This window comes from Brevundimonas sp. LPMIX5 (assembly GCF_003576505.1).
Taxonomy (GTDB): Bacteria; Pseudomonadota; Alphaproteobacteria; order Caulobacterales; family Caulobacteraceae; genus Brevundimonas; species Brevundimonas naejangsanensis.
In genome coordinates this window covers 109,166-125,270 of the sequence record NZ_QWTZ01000004.1, presented here as the reverse complement: position 1 = coordinate 125,270, position 16,105 = coordinate 109,166, and the positions used below count along the sequence as shown (strand labels likewise).

Below are 16,105 nucleotides of genomic sequence, written 5' to 3'. Positions count from 1 at the left end.
ATCGGCAGACGATCACGACACCTATCCGCGATCAACACAGGAACCAGCTGCGCGCCTTATTTGCTCATCCAGGGCCGCGCCGCACCGCTCTTGATACGCGCGGCCTGCTCGCGCTGGAAACGTCCGCCGCGCGGCGGCTTGGGCCGTGCATCGAGCGCCGCCTTCTTGAGCCGCAAAGCCCTCTGAACGGGCGTTTCGCCGGGAACAGCGTCCGCAGGCCCGGCGGCGGGGGCGTGATCGTCATCAGTGCTCATGCCCGACCTGTAGCACGGCAGCGCGTTCAGGGCTGAGATTTTGCACCGTCTTTAGGGCTCGCGTCGCGCAATCATTTCGCCTCGCGTCATCACAGCGGCGACAGCCTCCGTCTGAGCTGAGACTGAAGCCCGCTGCGCGCGCGAGCCATAAAGCGCCGACAGATAAGAACGGTCCCATTCCGTCAATCCTGCCGGATCGCTCCCCGAAAACAGGTTCAAAACCGTATCAAACCCCATGGTGTCAGCGCCGGCGTCGATCTGCGCCAGGCTGATCATCGAGACGTAGTCGGCCAGCTGCGTCGTGTTGACGGACCCGATCTGATCCATGTCGATGATGACGATCACCTTGAACAGCGTCTCCACCAAAGCCGTGTTCAGGCGGGCGGCGCCCTCTCGCCTCTGAATAATCGGAGCGGCTCCTATCGCACAGTCATGCGGCTTGCACCCGATTACGGAAGCCAGTTGAGGATCGATCTGTACCCCTGACCGGTCCCCCGGCACCCTGACGCCGCGCTGCCCCGTGTCTGGATCGGTTGGGATGCTCAGCGACCACCAGCGCACAGGTCGTTCATCCGAGAGGAAGGCGTGGAACGCTGCCCGCCCACGATCCCAGCCTGTCACATTTTGACGGAAGAGTTTGGGATTCGCTTGGTTCAGACCCTGAGCCGTCGCCCGGCCGTCTTCGGCGAAAACGACGACAAGGTTGCTCTCGCATCCTGGATTCCCGGTCCGAAGTCCCAACTCGGCCGCAGTCTGGCTTATGCGATCGATGATCGCCTGGGCGGCCTCGCGCTCCAGATTGACCACCCCAGGGCATATCGGACCGCGCCATTGCGCCAGCGGTCGGCCCGGAGACGGCGCCGCCACCCGACCGACAAAATCACGCACAGCCTCAGGCGTCGCCCGGCCCTGCACAGTAACTTCCGGCAGGACCGTGACGTCAGGCTGCGCCTGCGCCCAGACCGTTGAGGTTAGCCCCGATAACGCCAGCGCGGCCCATAGGACGCCCATACGCAATCTGCTCACTTCCCAGACCTCCTGCTGACAAGAACGTCGATACCCTAGTCGACATCACGCCGTTAGCCTAGTCGAAGAAGCAGCCCCCCGCCCTAACGCCCCGGCCGCCGGGTCATCGCCGAGGCGGGGGCCAGTTGCAGGCCGCGCGCTTCGAGGCCCGCTGTCCAGCGGGCGGCGGCCTCGACGGTGACGGGGTAGGAGAAGCCGGTTCCCAGCGCAGCGCCATTGGTCTTGGCCGCGGCCTCCAGGGCGTTGAACTGGCGCAGGATGGCGGCGGGGGTCTGTTCCTCGTCGATGACGCGGTCGGCGCTGGCGCGGGCGAAGGCGCCGGGGCGACGGCGCATGGAGCCGTCGTCGAAGAAGGCCAGACCGCGCTGGCGCAGATGGGTCATCAGGGCCGTCACGCCCTCGTCCGAGGTCGCGAAACGGTCGCCCAGATAGTTGGTTACGCCGAAATAGCCGGTGGCGCGCGCCAGCAGCCAGTCCAGCTTGACCGCCACATCGTCGGCCCCGCCGCTCGACAGCAGGGTGTAGGGGCCGGGATCGTTGTCGGGATAGCCGGTCGGCTCCATCGGCAGTTCGATCATCACCTCATGGCCGTGGGCGCGAGCCATGTCGATCCAGGTCTGAAGACCTTCGGCGTAGGGCACGAAGGAGAGCGTCACCTCGGCCGGCAGACGTTCGATCGCCGCGCGGGTGGTGGCGGTGTTGAGGCCGAGGCCGCCGACGACGAGGGCCACCATCGGCTTACCGTTCGAGCGGAAAGGCCGGGCGTAGGCCTGAGCCGGGACGCGGCCATCGGCGGCGATGCGCGGCAGGGGACCGTTCGGGCCGGGCTGGAACAGGCCCGCGATCGGCGCCTTGGGCAGGGGGTTGGACGGAGCGCGCACCGGCGCGCTGAAGCCCTGCCCCGAGGCCACGCTGGCGCCGTCCGGCAGGGTGATGAGGGCCTCGCCCATCATCCCCGCGCCCTCTTCGCCCATCAGGGCCGGGTCGATGGGGCCAAGGTCCTGATAGATGTCCAGACCGCTGAAGCCGAAGGCCTCGGCGCCGGTTGGGGCGGCAGCGGCGGCGGGCCGCTCCAGCACCGCGCTGGCCGTCGGTGCGCCGGCGCGCGGATCGCCCAGAACGGCGACGAACAGGGCGGCGGCGCCGATGACGAAGGCTCCCGCCGCGCCCGCCGCGACCGGCGGCTTCTTCAAGGCGTTGAAGACCGGGTCCATAGCGACGCGCGACCGGGGCTCCGGCGGCGCGCCTGCGGCGGCGGCGAGGGCGGACTGGCGCTTGGCGAACATGGTCAGGGCGACGGCTCAGGCTTGCAGGCGCCGCACAGACGCGGCGCCCCTCAGCCTCAGTTAAGCCCTGCGCCGGTTAAGAAAGCCTAACGGCGCATTCACCACGTTCGAGCGCCGCGCCTCAGTCGCTCTTCGGCTCGTTCCCCGGCGTGATTTCCGGCGCGCGCTGCGGCGCCGGGGGGTCTTTCGGCTCGACCGTGACCTTGGGCGTGTCGGCCTCGGCCGTCTCGACTTTTTCCTGCCCCGGTTCGGTGATGACGATCCCCTCGGGCGCGGCGGCCAGCTTGGTCAGGTCGCCGCCGGCGCGCAGCACATCCAGCGCCCGCTCGAGCTGATAGTCCTTGTCCTTGGCGTAGTCGGCGCCCGGCGCCTCGCGCGGGGTGTGCGGCCCCTTGCGTTCGGCCCCGATGGAGGAGTCCAGCGCCGTCGAATAGGCCGCCTCGGAATAGATGAAGCTGGAGCGCGAAACGATGCGCGCCTCGGCCTCGGAACGGGCCACCTCCAGATCCGGCTCGATGCCGATCTTCTGGATCGAGCGCCCCGAGGGCGTGTAATAGCGCGCCGTGGTGATCGACAGGGCGCCGTCGCGCCCGCCGCGCAGCGGGATCACCGTCTGCACCGATCCCTTGCCGAAGCTGGTCAGGCCGACCACCGTCGCCCGCTCCTGATCCTTCAGGGCGCCCGCCACGATTTCCGACGCCGAGGCCGATCCGTAGTTGATCAGCACCACGACCGGCAGACCGCCCGTGAGGTCGCCCGGCTTGGCGGCGTAGCGTTCGATGTCCTCGGGCTTGCGGCCGCGCTGGCTGACGATCTCGCCGCGCTCCAGGAAGGCGTCCGACACGTCGATGGCCGCCGTCAACAGGCCGCCGCCGTTGTTGCGCAGGTCCAGCACATAACCCTTCAGGCCCGGCTTCTCGCGCTTCAGCCGCTCGATCGTCTCGGTCAGTTCGCGGCCGGTGTTCTCGTTGAAGGTCGAGATGCGCAGATAGCCGAAATCGCCTTCCAGACGGCCGGTGACGGATTCGACCTTGATGACTTCGCGCGTCAGCACGACCTCGCGCGGCTCTTCGCCATCGCGCAGGAAGGTTATGGTGACGCTGGTGCCGGTGGCGCCGCGCAGCTTGTCCGAGACCTCGGAGACGCTGAGACCAGCCGCGTTCTGACCATTGACGGCGCTGATGACGTCGCCTGCCTGCACCCCGGCGCGGCCAGCCGGGCTGTCATCCATCGGCGAGATGACCTTCACCAGCCCGCCTTCGGAGGTGATCGTCAGGCCGACGCCGGAATACTCGCCCGATGTGCGCTCGCGCAGATCGCCGAACGCCTTGGCGGGCATGTAGTTGGAGTGCGGGTCGAGCGCCGTCATCATCCCCTGCAGGGCGGCTTCGATCAGCTTCTTGTTGTCGACAGGGACGACATAGGCCTGCTCGACGATGCCCAGGACGTCGCCGAACAGCTCCAGCATCCGGAAGGTCTCGTTGCGCGGAGTCTGGCTGGCGACGGCCGCGGCCGATCCGCCCAGCGCCAGGGCGGCGGCGCCCACGAGAAGCAGTTTACGCATTCGGTCTCTTTCCATCGGATCCGCTTTCGGCTCCGGTCGTCCAGGGCGGCGCGAGCGCCGCAAAGGCGCGCGCGACAGTTGCGTCGATACAATCAGCGTCCGCGCCGATTTGAAAGGAATTTCGCGCGGTTGATCCTACTGCAGCCACGGCGCCGGATCGATGGGCCGTTCCTGGCGGCGCAGTTCGAAATAGGCTTCGCCGTCCTCGCCGGTGCGGCCCAGGGTCTGGCCGTCGGCCACGCGCTGGCCGGTCTCGACTTCCAGACGGTCAAGCCCCGCGATCACGGCGCGCCAGCCGGGGCCCAGGTCCAGGATCACCACCTCGCCCCACTCCTTGAGCGGCCCGGCATAGGCGACACGGCCCGCCGCGGGGGCGCCGACCGCTTCATGGCTGGAGCGCCAGCTCCAACCGGCCGAGCGGCCGCCGAAGCGTTGCGAGGGCGTCCCCGCGATAGGGGGCGTCAGGCGGCTACGGCCTGCAGGCAGGCGGGCGGCGGGCGCCTCTTCGGGCGCCTCCGCCACCTGCGGCGTCTGCCCGCCCAGTTCGCGGATACGGGCTTCCAGCGCCTTGGTCGCGCGCTCGGCCCGCGCGGCCTCGGCCCTCAGCACCGAGCGCAGGGCGGTTTTGCGCGCCGTCAGACCCTCGATTTCGGCGCGCCGGTCGTTCTGGGCGCTCTCGACGGTGAACAGGCGCTCGCTGGACAGGGCGGCGAGACGACGGATGCGGCCGATCTCGGCCTGACGCTCCACCAGGGTCTCGGCGCGTTTCTGCAAGTCGGGCGTGATGGCGCGGATCAGGATGGAGGCGCGCACCGTATCCACGGCCTGATCGGCCGGGATCAGCAGAGGCGGCGGCGGCTTGCGGCTCATCATCTGCAGGGCGGACAGCAGCCGACCCTGAGCCGCGCGTTCACGCGACAGGGCGGCGACCAGGGCGGCCTCGCGCTCGGCCAGTTCCTTCAGCCGGGCGCGCTGAGCCTCCAACTGCACATCGTCCTCGGCCTCGGCCCGGCGCAGTTCGCGCAACTGTCGATCCAGATCGACGATCTCCTCGGCGGCGGCGGCCGCCTCGGCCCGCAGACGGCGGGCGCGGGCGGTCTCGTCGCGATACTCGGCCTGAAGCCGGGTCAGCTCGGCGTTCGACGGAGCCGCGCGCTGGCTGGCCGCAGGCCCGGCCAGGGCCAGCAGCAGGCTGGAAGAGGTCAGAAGAAGAACGGCCCCGCGTCGCATCAGTCGCGATGATAGGGCGAACCGGCCAGAATGGTCACGGCCCGATAGATCTGCTCGGCCAGCATGGCGCGGGCCAGGGCGTGGGGCCAGGTCTGCGGCCCGAAGGCGAGAGTCGAACGAGCGGCGCGGCGCACGCTCTCGTCCAGACCGTCTGCCCCGCCGATAACGAAGACCAGACGCCGCTCGCCCTGATCGCGCAGGGCGGCCACATGGTCGGCGAAGGCGCGCGAGGAATAGGTCCGCCCCCGCTCGTCGCAGGCGATCAGATGCGCGCCCTCGGCGGCGGCCAGCAGCAGTTCAGCCTCGGGCGCCTTGCCGGGCTTCTTCGGCTCAAGGTCGATAAGTTCGAGCGGGCCCAGACCCAGCGCCCGCCCCGACAGGGTGGCGCGCCGGGCGTAGTCGTCGGCCAGAGCCGCCTCGGGACCGCGGCCCGGCTTGCCGATGGCCGCGATCGCCAGCTTCATGAGGTCAGCCCGTTTTCAGAAAAAGATCAGCCGCGGACGGGGCCGCCGCGGTGGGCGCTGTCGACCGCCCAGATCTTCTCGATGTTGTAGAAGGTGCGCACTTCGGGGCGGAACAGGTGGACGATGACGTCGCCCGCATCCAGCAGCACCCAGTCGCAGTGCGGCAGGCCCTCGACCTTCACCTTGCCCAGCCCCTGCTCCTTGAACAGGCGCAGAAGGTGATCGGCGATGGCGCCGACATGGCGATGCGAACGGCCCGACGCGACGATCATGGCGTCGGTCATGGGGCTCTTGCCGCGCAGGTCGATCAGGACGATGTCCTGAGCCTTGTCGTCGTCGAGTTTGGCGAGAATGGCCTGTTCCAGCTCGGTCGCGCCGACCGGCAGAGGCTGGCGCTCGCCGCTACTGGGGCCGTCCTCGGCCTGACCGTCTTCGGAATGGACGGAATCCATCAGGTCCATTTCGTGCGCCGCGTTCGAAACGGCGTCTTGCGCATCGTGCGCGGTCGAGGGGGTCAGCGGAGGGCTCCAAGGCGATTTACTAAAAGCCCAGTCTAGCACGCCCGGCGCGAAAGGTCACCCGGCTGGCGGCGACTCTTCGCCCCGCGCGGTTCGCGCAGCCCGGATCGCGGTCGAGGAGCGATGATTCAGCGGAGCCGACAGATAGGTCCAGGCGGGTGCCTCAAGACAGGGCAGCAGCCCGGCCTGGGCCATCGGCACGCGATAGCGGGCGAAACGCACCGCGGCCGGCGCCGTGCGGCTGTCCAGCAGACTGCCGGGCCGGGCGATCACCGCCACGGGCATCAGCCGCATGATGTCGGTCCAACCGCGCCAGCGATGGAAGTCCGCCAGATTGTCAGACCCCATCAGCCAGACGAACTGCACCCCCGGATGGCGCGCGACGATGGCGCGCAGGGTGTCGACGGTCCAGCGCGTGCCGGCTCTGGTCTCGAAATCCGACACGATCATCGCCGGGCCGACCGTCGCGGCCGCCGCCTGCGCCGAGGCCATCCGCTCGGCCAGGGGGGCGGTCTCATGGGCGGACTTCAGCGGGTTCTGCGGCGAGACCAGCCAGACCACCCGGTCCAGCCCCAGTCGTTGCATGGCCGTGGCCGCCACATGGGCGTGGCCGTCGTGGGCCGGATTGAACGATCCGCCGAACAGACCGACCTTCATCCCCGGCGCCAGATCCAGCCCGTCGCGCAGGGCGCCTCGGCGAAGACCGGAGCCTTTCGGCGCAGGACCGGCGTGGAAGAAGGACAAGGGCGTCGTCTCTTGCGGCGGCGGCGAACAGATGAGCGCGGCCGGAACGCCTTATGCTCACCTGCGCCCTAACACGGCCGAACGCGCCTGTCTCGCTCCGCGAACGGACTGAGCGGCGCAAGGGCGATTTGGTCTCGCCCTAGAATTCCTTCCAGCTCGATCCCGGATCGCGCTCGCCCGGCTGGGCCAGTTGCTGGCCCCAGGTCAGCATCATGAAGGCCTTGTGGCTGCGGATCTTGTACTGGCCGATCATCGGGGTGACGGCGCCCAGCGGCATGCCCGTGCGCGCGTCGTAGAGGAAACCGGAAAACTCGGCCACGCCCATGCGATCGCGGTTGGAATAGATCGACAGTTCCGGCAGGGAGACGACGTTCAGGCTCTCATTGATCGGCACCCGCATGTCGGGAATCCCGACCACGCGGCGCAATTGGTCCAGCGACAGGGCGCCGGCGCGCACCTCGAAGATGGCGTCCGCTTCGCCGCGCTCGCGCACGATGGCGTAGCCCGCTTCCGACAGGGCGGCGCGGATGGCGCTCAGCGCATAGCGGGCGTTCTCGGCCTGGAAATAGGTCTCGTCGACGAAGACGCGCGCGCCCTGCGGGATCGGCAGGGTCAGCCCCTCGACCGCGCGGTCGGCCGCGCGGTTGACCAGCAGCATGTCGGTGGCCGTCCGCGCCGGATTGGTCTCGGTCACCATGGCGCAGGCGCCCAGACTCAAGACCGCCAACCCGAGGATCAGCCGCGCCGAAACGCTCACCAGGCGCCCACGTTCGGCATGGAGGCCCAGGGCTCGGCCGGAGCCAGACGCTCGCCCGCCTGCAGCAGTTCGATCGAAATGCCGTCCGGCGAGCGGACAAAGGCCATATGGCCGTCGCGCGGCGGGCGGTTGATGACGACGCCGCCGTCCATCAGCCGCTGGCAGGCGGCGTAGATGTCGTCGACCTGAAAGGCCAGGTGGCCGAAGTTGCGGCCGCCATCGTAATCCTGATCGTCCCAGTTGTAGGTCAGTTCGACCTCGGGCGATTTCTCGGCCTCGGCGCGGGCCTTGTCCGCCGGCGCGGCCAGATAGACCAGGGTGAAGCGCCCGGCCTCATAATCGGCGCGGCGCGTCTCTTCCAGACCCAGCAGGTCGCGGTAGAAACGCATCGAGGCGTCCAGATCCTTCACCCGGACCATAGTATGCAGATAACGCATGGCGCGACCGGCCTCAGTGCGCCTCAGGCGGACGCGCCGCCGGGTCGAGGTATTCGTTCTCCGGCTGCGGATGCGCCGACAGCACGAAGCGGCGGTCGCAATAGCCGCACTCGATGAAGTCGTCCTCGCCCATGTCCATATAGACCAGCGGGTGGCCCAGGGCCCCGCCGCCGCCGTCGCAAGCGACGCGCTTGGTCGAGACCACGATCTCTTCGGGCGGAGGAATGACGGCGTCGAGATGGCGGGGAGGCATGATCCGGTCCGGTCTGGAAAGGCTTTGCGCCGTTCCTAGGCGGACCGGACCGTCAGGTCAAACGTCCGAAGCGGCGGGCTTGCGGCCCATCACCTGATCGAACAGGGCCTTGCGCTTCTTGAACAGGGTCAGGCCCAGGCAGCCCGCGCCGACCCACAGGCCGATCTCGCCGATGACAGCAGCGACGGCGGCGATGATCGCCGCCTGCGTCATAGGCAGGTAGTCCAGCTTCCCCGCCAGCAGAGCGAGAGTGAAACCAGCGTAGCCGACGACGCAGAACCCCATGGCGATGAAGCCGATCAGGCGGGTGCGGGTCATGGCTTTATGGGGAGCGATGGCGGTGGTCATGGCGTGTCCTCATCCAAGGGAAGTTGTCTTTATGACAAGCAAGCTAGACACCCTTACGCGTGCCGTCAAGCAACTTTTACATATCGTCTCGCAGCCTTGTCTTCGCATCGCAACGACGCCTTGGCGAACGGCGCCGCGCCCCCTACCTATGCGGTCCGCTCATCCCTGCCCGAGTTGAAGTCCGCGCCATGACCCAAGCCCCCGCCCTGCCCGTCAACGCCATCGAGGTCAGGGGGCTGAAGAAGACCTACAAGGGCTCACGCAAGTCGCCGCCGAAGACGGCCCTGCGCGGCGTCGATCTGACGGTGCCGCGCGGCTCCATGTTCGGCCTGCTGGGACCGAACGGCGCAGGCAAGTCGACCCTGATCAACATCATCGCCGGGGTCGTGAACAAATCCGAGGGCACGGTCCGCATCTGGGATCGCGACATCGACCATGAGGCGCGCGACGCCCGCTCGGCCCTGGGCGTGGTGCCGCAGGAGATCGTCGCCGACGTTTTCTTCACCCCGCGCGAAGCGCTGGAGGTCCAGGCGGGCTTCTACGGCGTGCCGACCAACGAGCGCCGCTCGGACGAGCTGCTGGCGGCGTTGGGCCTGTCGGACAAGGCCAACGCCTATGTCCGCGCCCTGTCCGGCGGCATGAAGCGGCGCCTGATGGTGGCCAAGGCCCTGGTGCACAATCCGCCGGTCCTGATCCTGGACGAACCGACAGCGGGCGTGGACGTCGAGCTGCGCCGCCAGCTGTGGGACTATGTCCGCAAGATCAACGAGGAGGGGGTGACGGTGATCCTGACCACCCACTACCTCGAAGAGGCGCAGGAGCTGTGCGACACCATCGCCATCATCAACCGGGGCGAGGTCGTGGCCTGCGAGCCGACGCAGCAGCTCTTGAAGCGGCTGGACACCCGCAACGTCGTGGTGACGCCCGAAACAGCGCCCGACGCCCTGCCCGCCCTGAACGGCTTCGCCGTCGCCCCGCGCGCCAACGGGGCCTTCGTCGTCACCTATCGCACGGGCGAATCCAGCGTCGAACAGGTGCTGGCGGCCGTCCGCGCAGCGGGCGTGACCATCAAGGACATCGCCACCGAGGATCCGGATCTGGAAGACGTCTTCCTGGCCATGACCTACGGCGACACGAGCCGCCCGGATCCGACGCAGGACTGACCTCTCCTCTCCCCTCACACGCGGATCACGCCACCATCACCGTGCCCAGCAGCAGCTTCGCTCCCGGCCTGCCCAGAATGGCGTCCGTCGCGTGCTGTAGCGCCGCCACCAGCCATTCGACATCAGGCGGCGCGTCCGGCAGCAGCCGCTCTGCGGCGATGCGGACCACCTCATTATAGACGGCGCTGAGACGCGGCTGGGACAGGCGCGCCCGCTCCATCAGGGTGCCGTCGGCGATGTCGAGCCCTGTCTCGACCGTCAAGACCCCGCGCCGCCCGTCGCGGCGCAGAACGGTCGCCGTGGCCGTGGGCAGGGACAGATACCCGCCCTTGCCGCCGCCGCCCTTCTCAGGCGAAGCGTGGGCGACGCCCGCCCATGCGAGGCCGCCCAGCGCGGCGCCATGCAAAGTCAGGCCGATCAGTTGACGTCTGTCCATGACGCCACCCTAGACGCGCTCCCTTTCCCGGACGTTGACGCCTAGCCCCCGGCATGGCGGGGGCGTATGCGAAGAAGCATGAGCATCGACCTGTCCCTCTATCGCCCCAACGTCGGGGTCGTCCTGTTCAACCCGGCCGGCCAGGTCTGGTTCGGCCGCCGCGCCGACACGCCCGAGCCGTGGAACTGGCAGTTCCCGCAAGGCGGCGTCGATGACGGCGAGGACCTGGAAGCCGCCGCCCGCCGTGAATTGCACGAGGAGACGGGCGTCCGCTCCATCGCTCTTCTGGGCCGCACGACCGAGTGGATTCCCTATGACTTCCCGCAAGGGCTGCCGAGCCCGAAAAGTTGGAGGGGCTGGAAAGGCCAGCGGCAGCAGTGGTTCGCCTTCCGCCTGACCGGCGCCGACGACGAGATCGACCTGAACGGCCACGGCGAGCCCGAATTCGACGCTTGGCGCTGGGGACGTCTGGAAGAAGCGCCCGGTCTGATCGTGCCGTTCAAACGCCCGGTCTATGAACAGGTGGTGCGGGCGTTCGGAGAGTGGGCCTCCTGACGCTCCCTTCCCCATCGAGGGGGAGGGCTTGAGATACGAACAAAACAAAAGGCCCCCCGCTAGAGCGAGGGGCCTTTGATCGTTTCAGTCGCGCGAACCTTAGTTCGCGGTCAGCTCCGAAGCCTCTTCGGCCAGGATGGTCAGGCCTTCGCCGTTGACGTCGGCGAAACCGCCCTTGACCTCGAAGCGGCGGCGCAGGGCGCCGTCATAGACCGTCACCACGCCTTCGCGCAGGGTGGTCATGAAGGGCGCGTGGCCCGGCAGGACGCCGAAGTCGCCCTCGACGCCCGGCGCATCGACCTGATCGACCGAACCGGCGAAGACTTCGCGTTCCGGGGCGACGAGGGAGAAGTTCAGCTTACTGGCCATGACTTAGGCTTCCGCAGCCATCTTGGCGGCCTTCTCGACGGCCTCTTCGATGGCGCCGACCATGTAGAAGGCGGCTTCCGGCAGGTGGTCGTATTCGCCGTCACAGATCGCCTTGAACGAGCGGATGGTGTCGGCCAGTTCGACGAACTTGCCCGGCGAACCGGTGAACTGCTCGGCCACGAAGAAGGGCTGCGACAGGAAGCGGCTGATCTTACGGGCGCGCGACACGACCAGCTTGTCGTCTTCCGATAGCTCGTCCATGCCCAGGATGGCGATGATGTCCTTCAGCGCCTTGTACTGCTGCAGGATTTCCTGGACGCGACGGGCGACCTGATAGTGCTCTTCGCCGATGACCAGCGGGTCCATGATCCGCGAGGTGGAGTCCAGCGGGTCCACGGCCGGGAAGATGGCCTGGGCGGCGATGTCGCGGTTCAGAACCGTGGTCGCGTCCAAGTGGGCGAACGAGGCGGCGGGCGCCGGGTCGGTCAGGTCGTCGGCCGGGACGTAGATGGCCTGGATCGAAGTGATCGAGCCCTTCTTGGTCGAGGTGATGCGCTCCTGCAGGTTGCCCATCTCGGTGGCCAGCGTCGGCTGATAGCCCACGGCCGAGGGAATGCGGCCCAGCAGAGCCGACATTTCCGAACCGGCTTGCGTGAAGCGGAAGATGTTGTCGATGAACAGCAGGACGTCCTTGCCCTCTTCATCGCGGAAGTATTCGGCCTGGGCCAGGCCGGTCAGGGCCACGCGGGCGCGGGCGCCGGGGGGCTCGTTCATCTGGCCGTAAACCAGGGCGCACTTGGAGCCTTCGCCGCCGCCGGCGACGTTCACGTTAGACTCGATCATCTCGTGATACAGGTCGTTGCCTTCGCGGGTGCGTTCGCCCACGCCGGCCAGAACCGAATAACCGCCGTAAGCCTTGGCGATATTGTTGATCAGTTCCTGCATGGTCACGGTCTTGCCGACGCCGGCGCCGCCGAACAGGCCGGTCTTGCCGCCCTTGGTGTAGGGGCAGATCAGGTCGATGACCTTGATGCCCGTGACCAGGATTTCCGACGAGGTCGACTGCTCTTCAAACGAAGGCGCCTCGCGGTGGATCGGGCGGAACTCGGTGGTCTTGATCGGACCGGCTTCGTCGATCGGCTGGCCGACGACGTTCATGATGCGGCCGAGGGTGCCGGGGCCGACCGGAGCCATGATCGACTTGCCGGTGTCGACGACGGCCTGGCCGCGCGTCAGACCTTCGGTCGTGTCCATGGCGATGGTGCGGACCATGTTCTCACCCAGGTGCTGGGCGACTTCCAGGACCAGGGTGAAGGGCTCGCCCGTCTTCTGGTCGACGTTCTGGGTTTCCAGAGCGTTCAGGATACCCGGCAGGTGGCCGTCGAACTCAACGTCGACGACGGCGCCGATGACCTGGGCGATCTTGCCCTGGCCCGCGACGGCGGCGGGAGCGGCAGCCGGAGCGGCCTTCTTGGCGGCCGACTTCTTGGCGGCGGGTTTCTTGGGAGCGGTGGTGTCGGTCATCGGTGCTTGTCCGTGTCGAATGTCAGCTGTATCGGGATCAGAGCGCTTCAGCGCCGGCGATGATCTCGATCAGCTCGGTGGTGATCTGAGCCTGGCGGGAACGGTTGTACTGCAGCGTCAGGGCGCTGATGAGGTCGCCCGCGTTGCGCGTGGCGTTGTCCATCGCAGCCATCTGGGCGCCGAAGAAGCCGGCCTGGTTTTCCAGAAGGGCGGCCAGGATCTGCGTCGTCAGGTTGCGCGGCAGCAGGGTCTCGAGGATGTCCTCTTCCGACGGCTCATACTCATAGAGCGCGCCGGCGTCGGCCGAGGCGTCGGCGTCGACTTCGGCCGGGGCCAGCTGACGCGACGACGGGACCTGAGAGATCACCGACTTGAACTGGCTGTAGAAGAGCGTGACCTTGTCGGCCTCGTCCGCCTCGAACTTCTGCGCCAGCAGTTCGGCGATCGGCTGGGCCGAGTGCAGGCCCACCGACTTGTGCTCGCTCAGTTCGAAGGTCTTGACGACCTTGTCGCCGAACAGGCGGGTCAGCTGGTCGCGCGACTTGCGGCCGACGGCCACGATCTCGACCGTCTTGCCGTTGGCGATCAGGCTGTTGATGTGGTCCCGCGCGGCGCGGATGACGTTGGTCGAGAACCCGCCCGCCAGACCCTTGTCGGCCGTGGCGACGACGACCAGGTGCTTCTGGTCGGCGCCGGTTCCGGTCATCAGGCGCGGGCCGTCGTCGCCGACGCCCGCCGCCAGGTTGGCGATGACCGAGGCCATCCGCGACGCATAGGGGCGGGCGTTCTCCGCCTGCTCCTGGGCGCGCTTCAGCTTGGCCGCGGCGACCATCTGCATGGCTTTCGTGATCTTCTGCGTCGCTTTGACGCTTCCGATCCGATCGCGCATTTCCTTGAGGCTAGCCATCCGGCTCTGCTCTTCCTTTGACTACAGGGCCGAACGATCAGGCGAAGGTCTTGGCGAAGGCCGCCAGGATGTCCTTCAGCTCGGCTTCCAGCTCGGGCGTCAGGGCCTTCTTGGTGCGGATGCCTTCCAGCAGCGAGGCGTGGTTGGCGTGAACGCGGGCCAGCAGTTCGCTCTCGAAGCGGCCGACGTCCGAAACAGCGATGCCGTCCAGATAACCGCGCGTGCCGGCGTAGATCGACACGACCTGCTCTTCGACGGCCAGCGGCGAGTACTGCGGCTGCTTCAGCAGCTCGGTCAGGCGGGCGCCGCGGGCCAGCAGGCGCTGGGTCGAGACGTCCAGGTCCGAGCCGAACTTCGCGAAGGCGGCCATTTCACGATACTGGGCCAGCTCGCCCTTAATCGAACCGGCGACCTGCTTCATGGCCTTGATCTGAGCCGAGGAGCCCACGCGCGACACCGAGATGCCGACGTTCACGGCCGGACGGATGCCCTGATAGAACAGGTCCGATTCCAGGAAGATCTGGCCGTCGGTGATCGAGATCACATTGGTCGGGATGTAGGCCGACACGTCGTTGGCCTGGGTTTCGATGATCGGCAGGGCGGTCAGCGAGCCCGAACCGTAGTCCTCGTTCAGCTTGGCCGAACGCTCCAGCAGGCGGGAGTGCAGGTAGAAGACGTCGCCCGGATAGGCTTCACGGCCCGGCGGGCGGCGCAGCAGCAGCGACATCTGGCGATAGGCCACGGCCTGCTTGGACAGGTCGTCATAGATGATCAGGCCGTGCATGCCGTTGTCGCGGAAATACTCGCCCATGGCGGTGCCGGCGAACGGGGCCAGGAACTGCAGCGGGGCCGGCTCCGAGGCCGTGGCGGCCACGACGATGGTGTATTCCAGCGCGCCCGACTCTTCGAGGGTCTTGACGATCTGGGCCACGGTCGAACGCTTTTGGCCGATGGCGACGTAGATGCAGTACAGCTTGGCCGACTCGTCGTCCGACTTGTTGACCGTCTTCTGGTTCAGGATGGTGTCGATGGCGACGGCGGTCTTGCCGACCTGACGGTCGCCGATGATCAGCTCGCGCTGGCCGCGGCCGACCGGGATCAGGGTGTCGATCGCCTTCATGCCCGTCTGCATCGGCTCGTGAACCGATTTACGCGGGATGATGCCGGGGGCCTTCACGTCGACGCGGCGACGCTCGGTGAACTGGATCGGACCCTTGCCATCGATCGGCTCGCCCAGCGGGTTGACGACGCGGCCCAGCAGGCCCTTGCCGACCGGCACGTCCACGATTTCGCCCAGACGGCGCACGTCGTCGCCCTCGGCGATGGCGGCGTCCGCGCCGAAGATCACGGCGCCGACGTTGTCGCGCTCCAGGTTCAGGGCCATGCCCTTCACGCCGGCCTTGGTGAACTCGACCATTTCACCCGCCTGGACGTTGTCCAGGCCGTGGATGCGCGCGATGCCGTCGCCGACCGACAGCACCTGGCCGACGTCGGAAACGTCGGCTTCCACGCCGAAGTTGGCGATCTGCGACTTGAGGATGGCCGAGATTTCGGCGGCGCGGATATCCATGATTGGCTCTTTCGGCTTTCGTCTTCGGTGCGGGCCCGCTGGCCCGGCTTAAACTGGAATTCGGGGCTTAGGCGCGCTTCAGCGCAAAGGTCATCTGGTCGAGCTTGGTCTTCAGCGAGGCGTCGAACAGCTTCGAGCCCACCTTGACCTTGAGGCCGCCTAGGATCGACGGATCGACGCGGGCGGTCAGTTCGGGGTCGCGGCCCAGGGCGGCGCGCAGCTCGCTCTGGATCTTCTTGGTCTGGGCGGCGCTCAGGGCCACGGCCGAGACCACCTCGGCGGCCACCACGCCGGTCTTCTTGGCGTACAGCGCTTCGAAGGCGGCGATCACGCCCGGCAGGTCCGCCGCGCGGCCGTTCTGACCCAGCAGACCCAGGAAGTTGCGCGTCGTGGCCGTGAACTGCGCCTTGTCGGCGATGGCCGCCAGACCCTTGGCCTGATCATCCGAAGAGATCAGCGGCGAGGTCGCCAGACGGCGCAGGTCGGCGCTGTCGATCCAGGCCGCCTTGAGCGAAGCCAGATCGGCGCGCACGGCGTCCAGCGCCCCCGTCTCATCCGCCAGGTCGAACAGCGCCTGTGCATACCGTCCGCCGACTTCCGTCGTCCTGAAATCGTCCGCCACTTATATTGGTCCGCGTCTGAAGCGATTGTCGCAAGACCGGCCGCAGTCGCCTGCGCCAGCCAAGGGCCTGATATGCTT

Annotated in this window: 20 protein-coding genes; 2 read left to right on the top strand and 18 right to left on the bottom strand. The window is 67.8% G+C overall.

Annotation, left to right across the window (positions count from 1 at the left end; genetic code table 11):
* Window positions 1–56 precede the first annotated feature (56 nt).
* From D1604_RS05655 to D1604_RS05600, 12 genes are all read right to left on the bottom strand, one after another.
* Window positions 57–254, bottom strand: a complete 198-nt coding sequence (locus tag D1604_RS05655; RefSeq protein ID WP_119412572.1) for a hypothetical protein — start codon at window positions 252–254, stop codon at window positions 57–59.
* A 51-nt stretch (window positions 255–305) separates the two neighbouring features.
* Window positions 306–1,265: a hypothetical protein gene (locus tag D1604_RS05650; protein WP_119412571.1), complete on the bottom strand. Its 960-nt coding sequence runs from the start codon at window positions 1,263–1,265 to the stop codon at window positions 306–308.
* 98 nt (window positions 1,266–1,363) lie between these two features.
* Entirely contained in the window at window positions 1,364–2,566 is a 1,203-nt protein-coding gene (locus D1604_RS05645) for a divergent polysaccharide deacetylase family protein (RefSeq protein WP_119412570.1), read from the bottom strand.
* A 121-nt stretch (window positions 2,567–2,687) separates the two neighbouring features.
* The gene (locus D1604_RS05640; protein WP_119412569.1) at window positions 2,688–4,130 is read right to left on the bottom strand and encodes a S41 family peptidase; all 1,443 of its coding nucleotides are present in this window, start codon (window positions 4,128–4,130) and stop codon (window positions 2,688–2,690) included.
* Window positions 4,131–4,265: 135 nt separating this feature from the next.
* The gene (locus D1604_RS05635) at window positions 4,266–5,360 is read right to left on the bottom strand and encodes a murein hydrolase activator EnvC family protein (protein ID WP_119412568.1); all 1,095 of its coding nucleotides are present in this window, start codon (window positions 5,358–5,360) and stop codon (window positions 4,266–4,268) included.
* Window positions 5,360–5,824 (bottom strand): 23S rRNA (pseudouridine(1915)-N(3))-methyltransferase RlmH, encoded by a 465-nt coding sequence (gene rlmH, locus D1604_RS05630; RefSeq protein ID WP_003167484.1) that lies wholly within the window; start codon window positions 5,822–5,824, stop codon window positions 5,360–5,362. The genes D1604_RS05635 and rlmH overlap by 1 nt, the downstream gene beginning before the upstream one ends.
* Window positions 5,825–5,850: 26 nt before the next feature.
* A complete protein-coding gene (rsfS, locus tag D1604_RS05625; RefSeq protein WP_024355132.1) occupies window positions 5,851–6,285 on the bottom strand; it encodes a ribosome silencing factor in 435 nt (144 codons plus the stop codon).
* A 114-nt stretch (window positions 6,286–6,399) separates the two neighbouring features.
* A complete protein-coding gene (locus D1604_RS05620) occupies window positions 6,400–7,086 on the bottom strand; it encodes a nicotinate-nucleotide adenylyltransferase (protein ID WP_119412567.1) in 687 nt (228 codons plus the stop codon).
* 139 nt (window positions 7,087–7,225) lie between these two features.
* Window positions 7,226–7,843: a DUF6655 family protein gene (locus D1604_RS05615; RefSeq protein WP_024355134.1), complete on the bottom strand. Its 618-nt coding sequence runs from the start codon at window positions 7,841–7,843 to the stop codon at window positions 7,226–7,228.
* Window positions 7,840–8,280, bottom strand: coding sequence for a VOC family protein (locus D1604_RS05610; RefSeq protein WP_003167480.1), 441 nt, complete (start codon window positions 8,278–8,280; stop codon window positions 7,840–7,842). The genes D1604_RS05615 and D1604_RS05610 overlap by 4 nt, the downstream gene beginning before the upstream one ends.
* 13 nt (window positions 8,281–8,293) lie before the next feature.
* Window positions 8,294–8,533 carry a zinc-finger domain-containing protein gene (locus D1604_RS05605; RefSeq protein WP_119412566.1) on the bottom strand — a complete coding sequence of 80 codons (240 nt, stop codon included), beginning with the start codon at window positions 8,531–8,533 and terminating at the stop codon, window positions 8,294–8,296.
* Between the two features lie 57 nt (window positions 8,534–8,590).
* The gene (locus D1604_RS05600; protein ID WP_119412565.1) at window positions 8,591–8,881 is read right to left on the bottom strand and encodes a hypothetical protein; all 291 of its coding nucleotides are present in this window, start codon (window positions 8,879–8,881) and stop codon (window positions 8,591–8,593) included.
* Between the two features lie 188 nt (window positions 8,882–9,069).
* Here D1604_RS05600 and D1604_RS05595 point away from each other — a divergent pair, with 188 nt between their 5' ends.
* Entirely contained in the window at window positions 9,070–10,044 is a 975-nt protein-coding gene (locus tag D1604_RS05595) for an ABC transporter ATP-binding protein (RefSeq protein ID WP_119412564.1), read from the top strand.
* Between the two features lie 25 nt (window positions 10,045–10,069).
* Here the strand turns inward: D1604_RS05595 and D1604_RS05590 are convergent, their stop codons facing one another.
* The gene (locus D1604_RS05590) at window positions 10,070–10,480 is read right to left on the bottom strand and encodes a Tat pathway signal protein (protein ID WP_119412563.1); all 411 of its coding nucleotides are present in this window, start codon (window positions 10,478–10,480) and stop codon (window positions 10,070–10,072) included.
* Between the two features lie 78 nt (window positions 10,481–10,558).
* On the opposite strand from D1604_RS05590, the gene D1604_RS05585 reads away from it, so the two are divergent.
* The gene (locus D1604_RS05585) at window positions 10,559–11,035 is read left to right on the top strand and encodes an RNA pyrophosphohydrolase (RefSeq protein WP_119412562.1); all 477 of its coding nucleotides are present in this window, start codon (window positions 10,559–10,561) and stop codon (window positions 11,033–11,035) included.
* 99 nt (window positions 11,036–11,134) lie between these two features.
* On the opposite strand, the gene D1604_RS05580 is transcribed toward D1604_RS05585, so the two are convergent.
* The 5 genes from D1604_RS05580 to D1604_RS05560 all read right to left on the bottom strand — a co-directional run bounded on the left by D1604_RS05580 (window position 11,135) and on the right by D1604_RS05560 (window position 16,027).
* A complete protein-coding gene (locus D1604_RS05580; RefSeq protein WP_119412561.1) occupies window positions 11,135–11,404 on the bottom strand; it encodes an ATP synthase F1 subunit epsilon in 270 nt (89 codons plus the stop codon).
* A 3-nt stretch (window positions 11,405–11,407) separates the two neighbouring features.
* Window positions 11,408–12,928: a F0F1 ATP synthase subunit beta gene (atpD, locus tag D1604_RS05575; RefSeq protein WP_119412560.1), complete on the bottom strand. Its 1,521-nt coding sequence runs from the start codon at window positions 12,926–12,928 to the stop codon at window positions 11,408–11,410.
* A 37-nt stretch (window positions 12,929–12,965) separates the two neighbouring features.
* Complete coding sequence (locus D1604_RS05570; protein WP_119412559.1) at window positions 12,966–13,835, bottom strand: F0F1 ATP synthase subunit gamma; 870 nt, start codon at window positions 13,833–13,835, stop codon at window positions 12,966–12,968.
* A gap of 37 nt (window positions 13,836–13,872) precedes the next feature.
* On the bottom strand, window positions 13,873–15,405 hold the full coding sequence (gene atpA, locus D1604_RS05565) for a F0F1 ATP synthase subunit alpha (protein WP_025976884.1): 1,533 nt from the start codon (window positions 15,403–15,405) through the stop codon (window positions 13,873–13,875).
* Window positions 15,406–15,472: 67 nt separating this feature from the next.
* Window positions 15,473–16,027 (bottom strand): F0F1 ATP synthase subunit delta, encoded by a 555-nt coding sequence (locus D1604_RS05560; protein WP_119412558.1) that lies wholly within the window; start codon window positions 16,025–16,027, stop codon window positions 15,473–15,475.
* Window positions 16,028–16,105 lie beyond the last annotated feature (78 nt).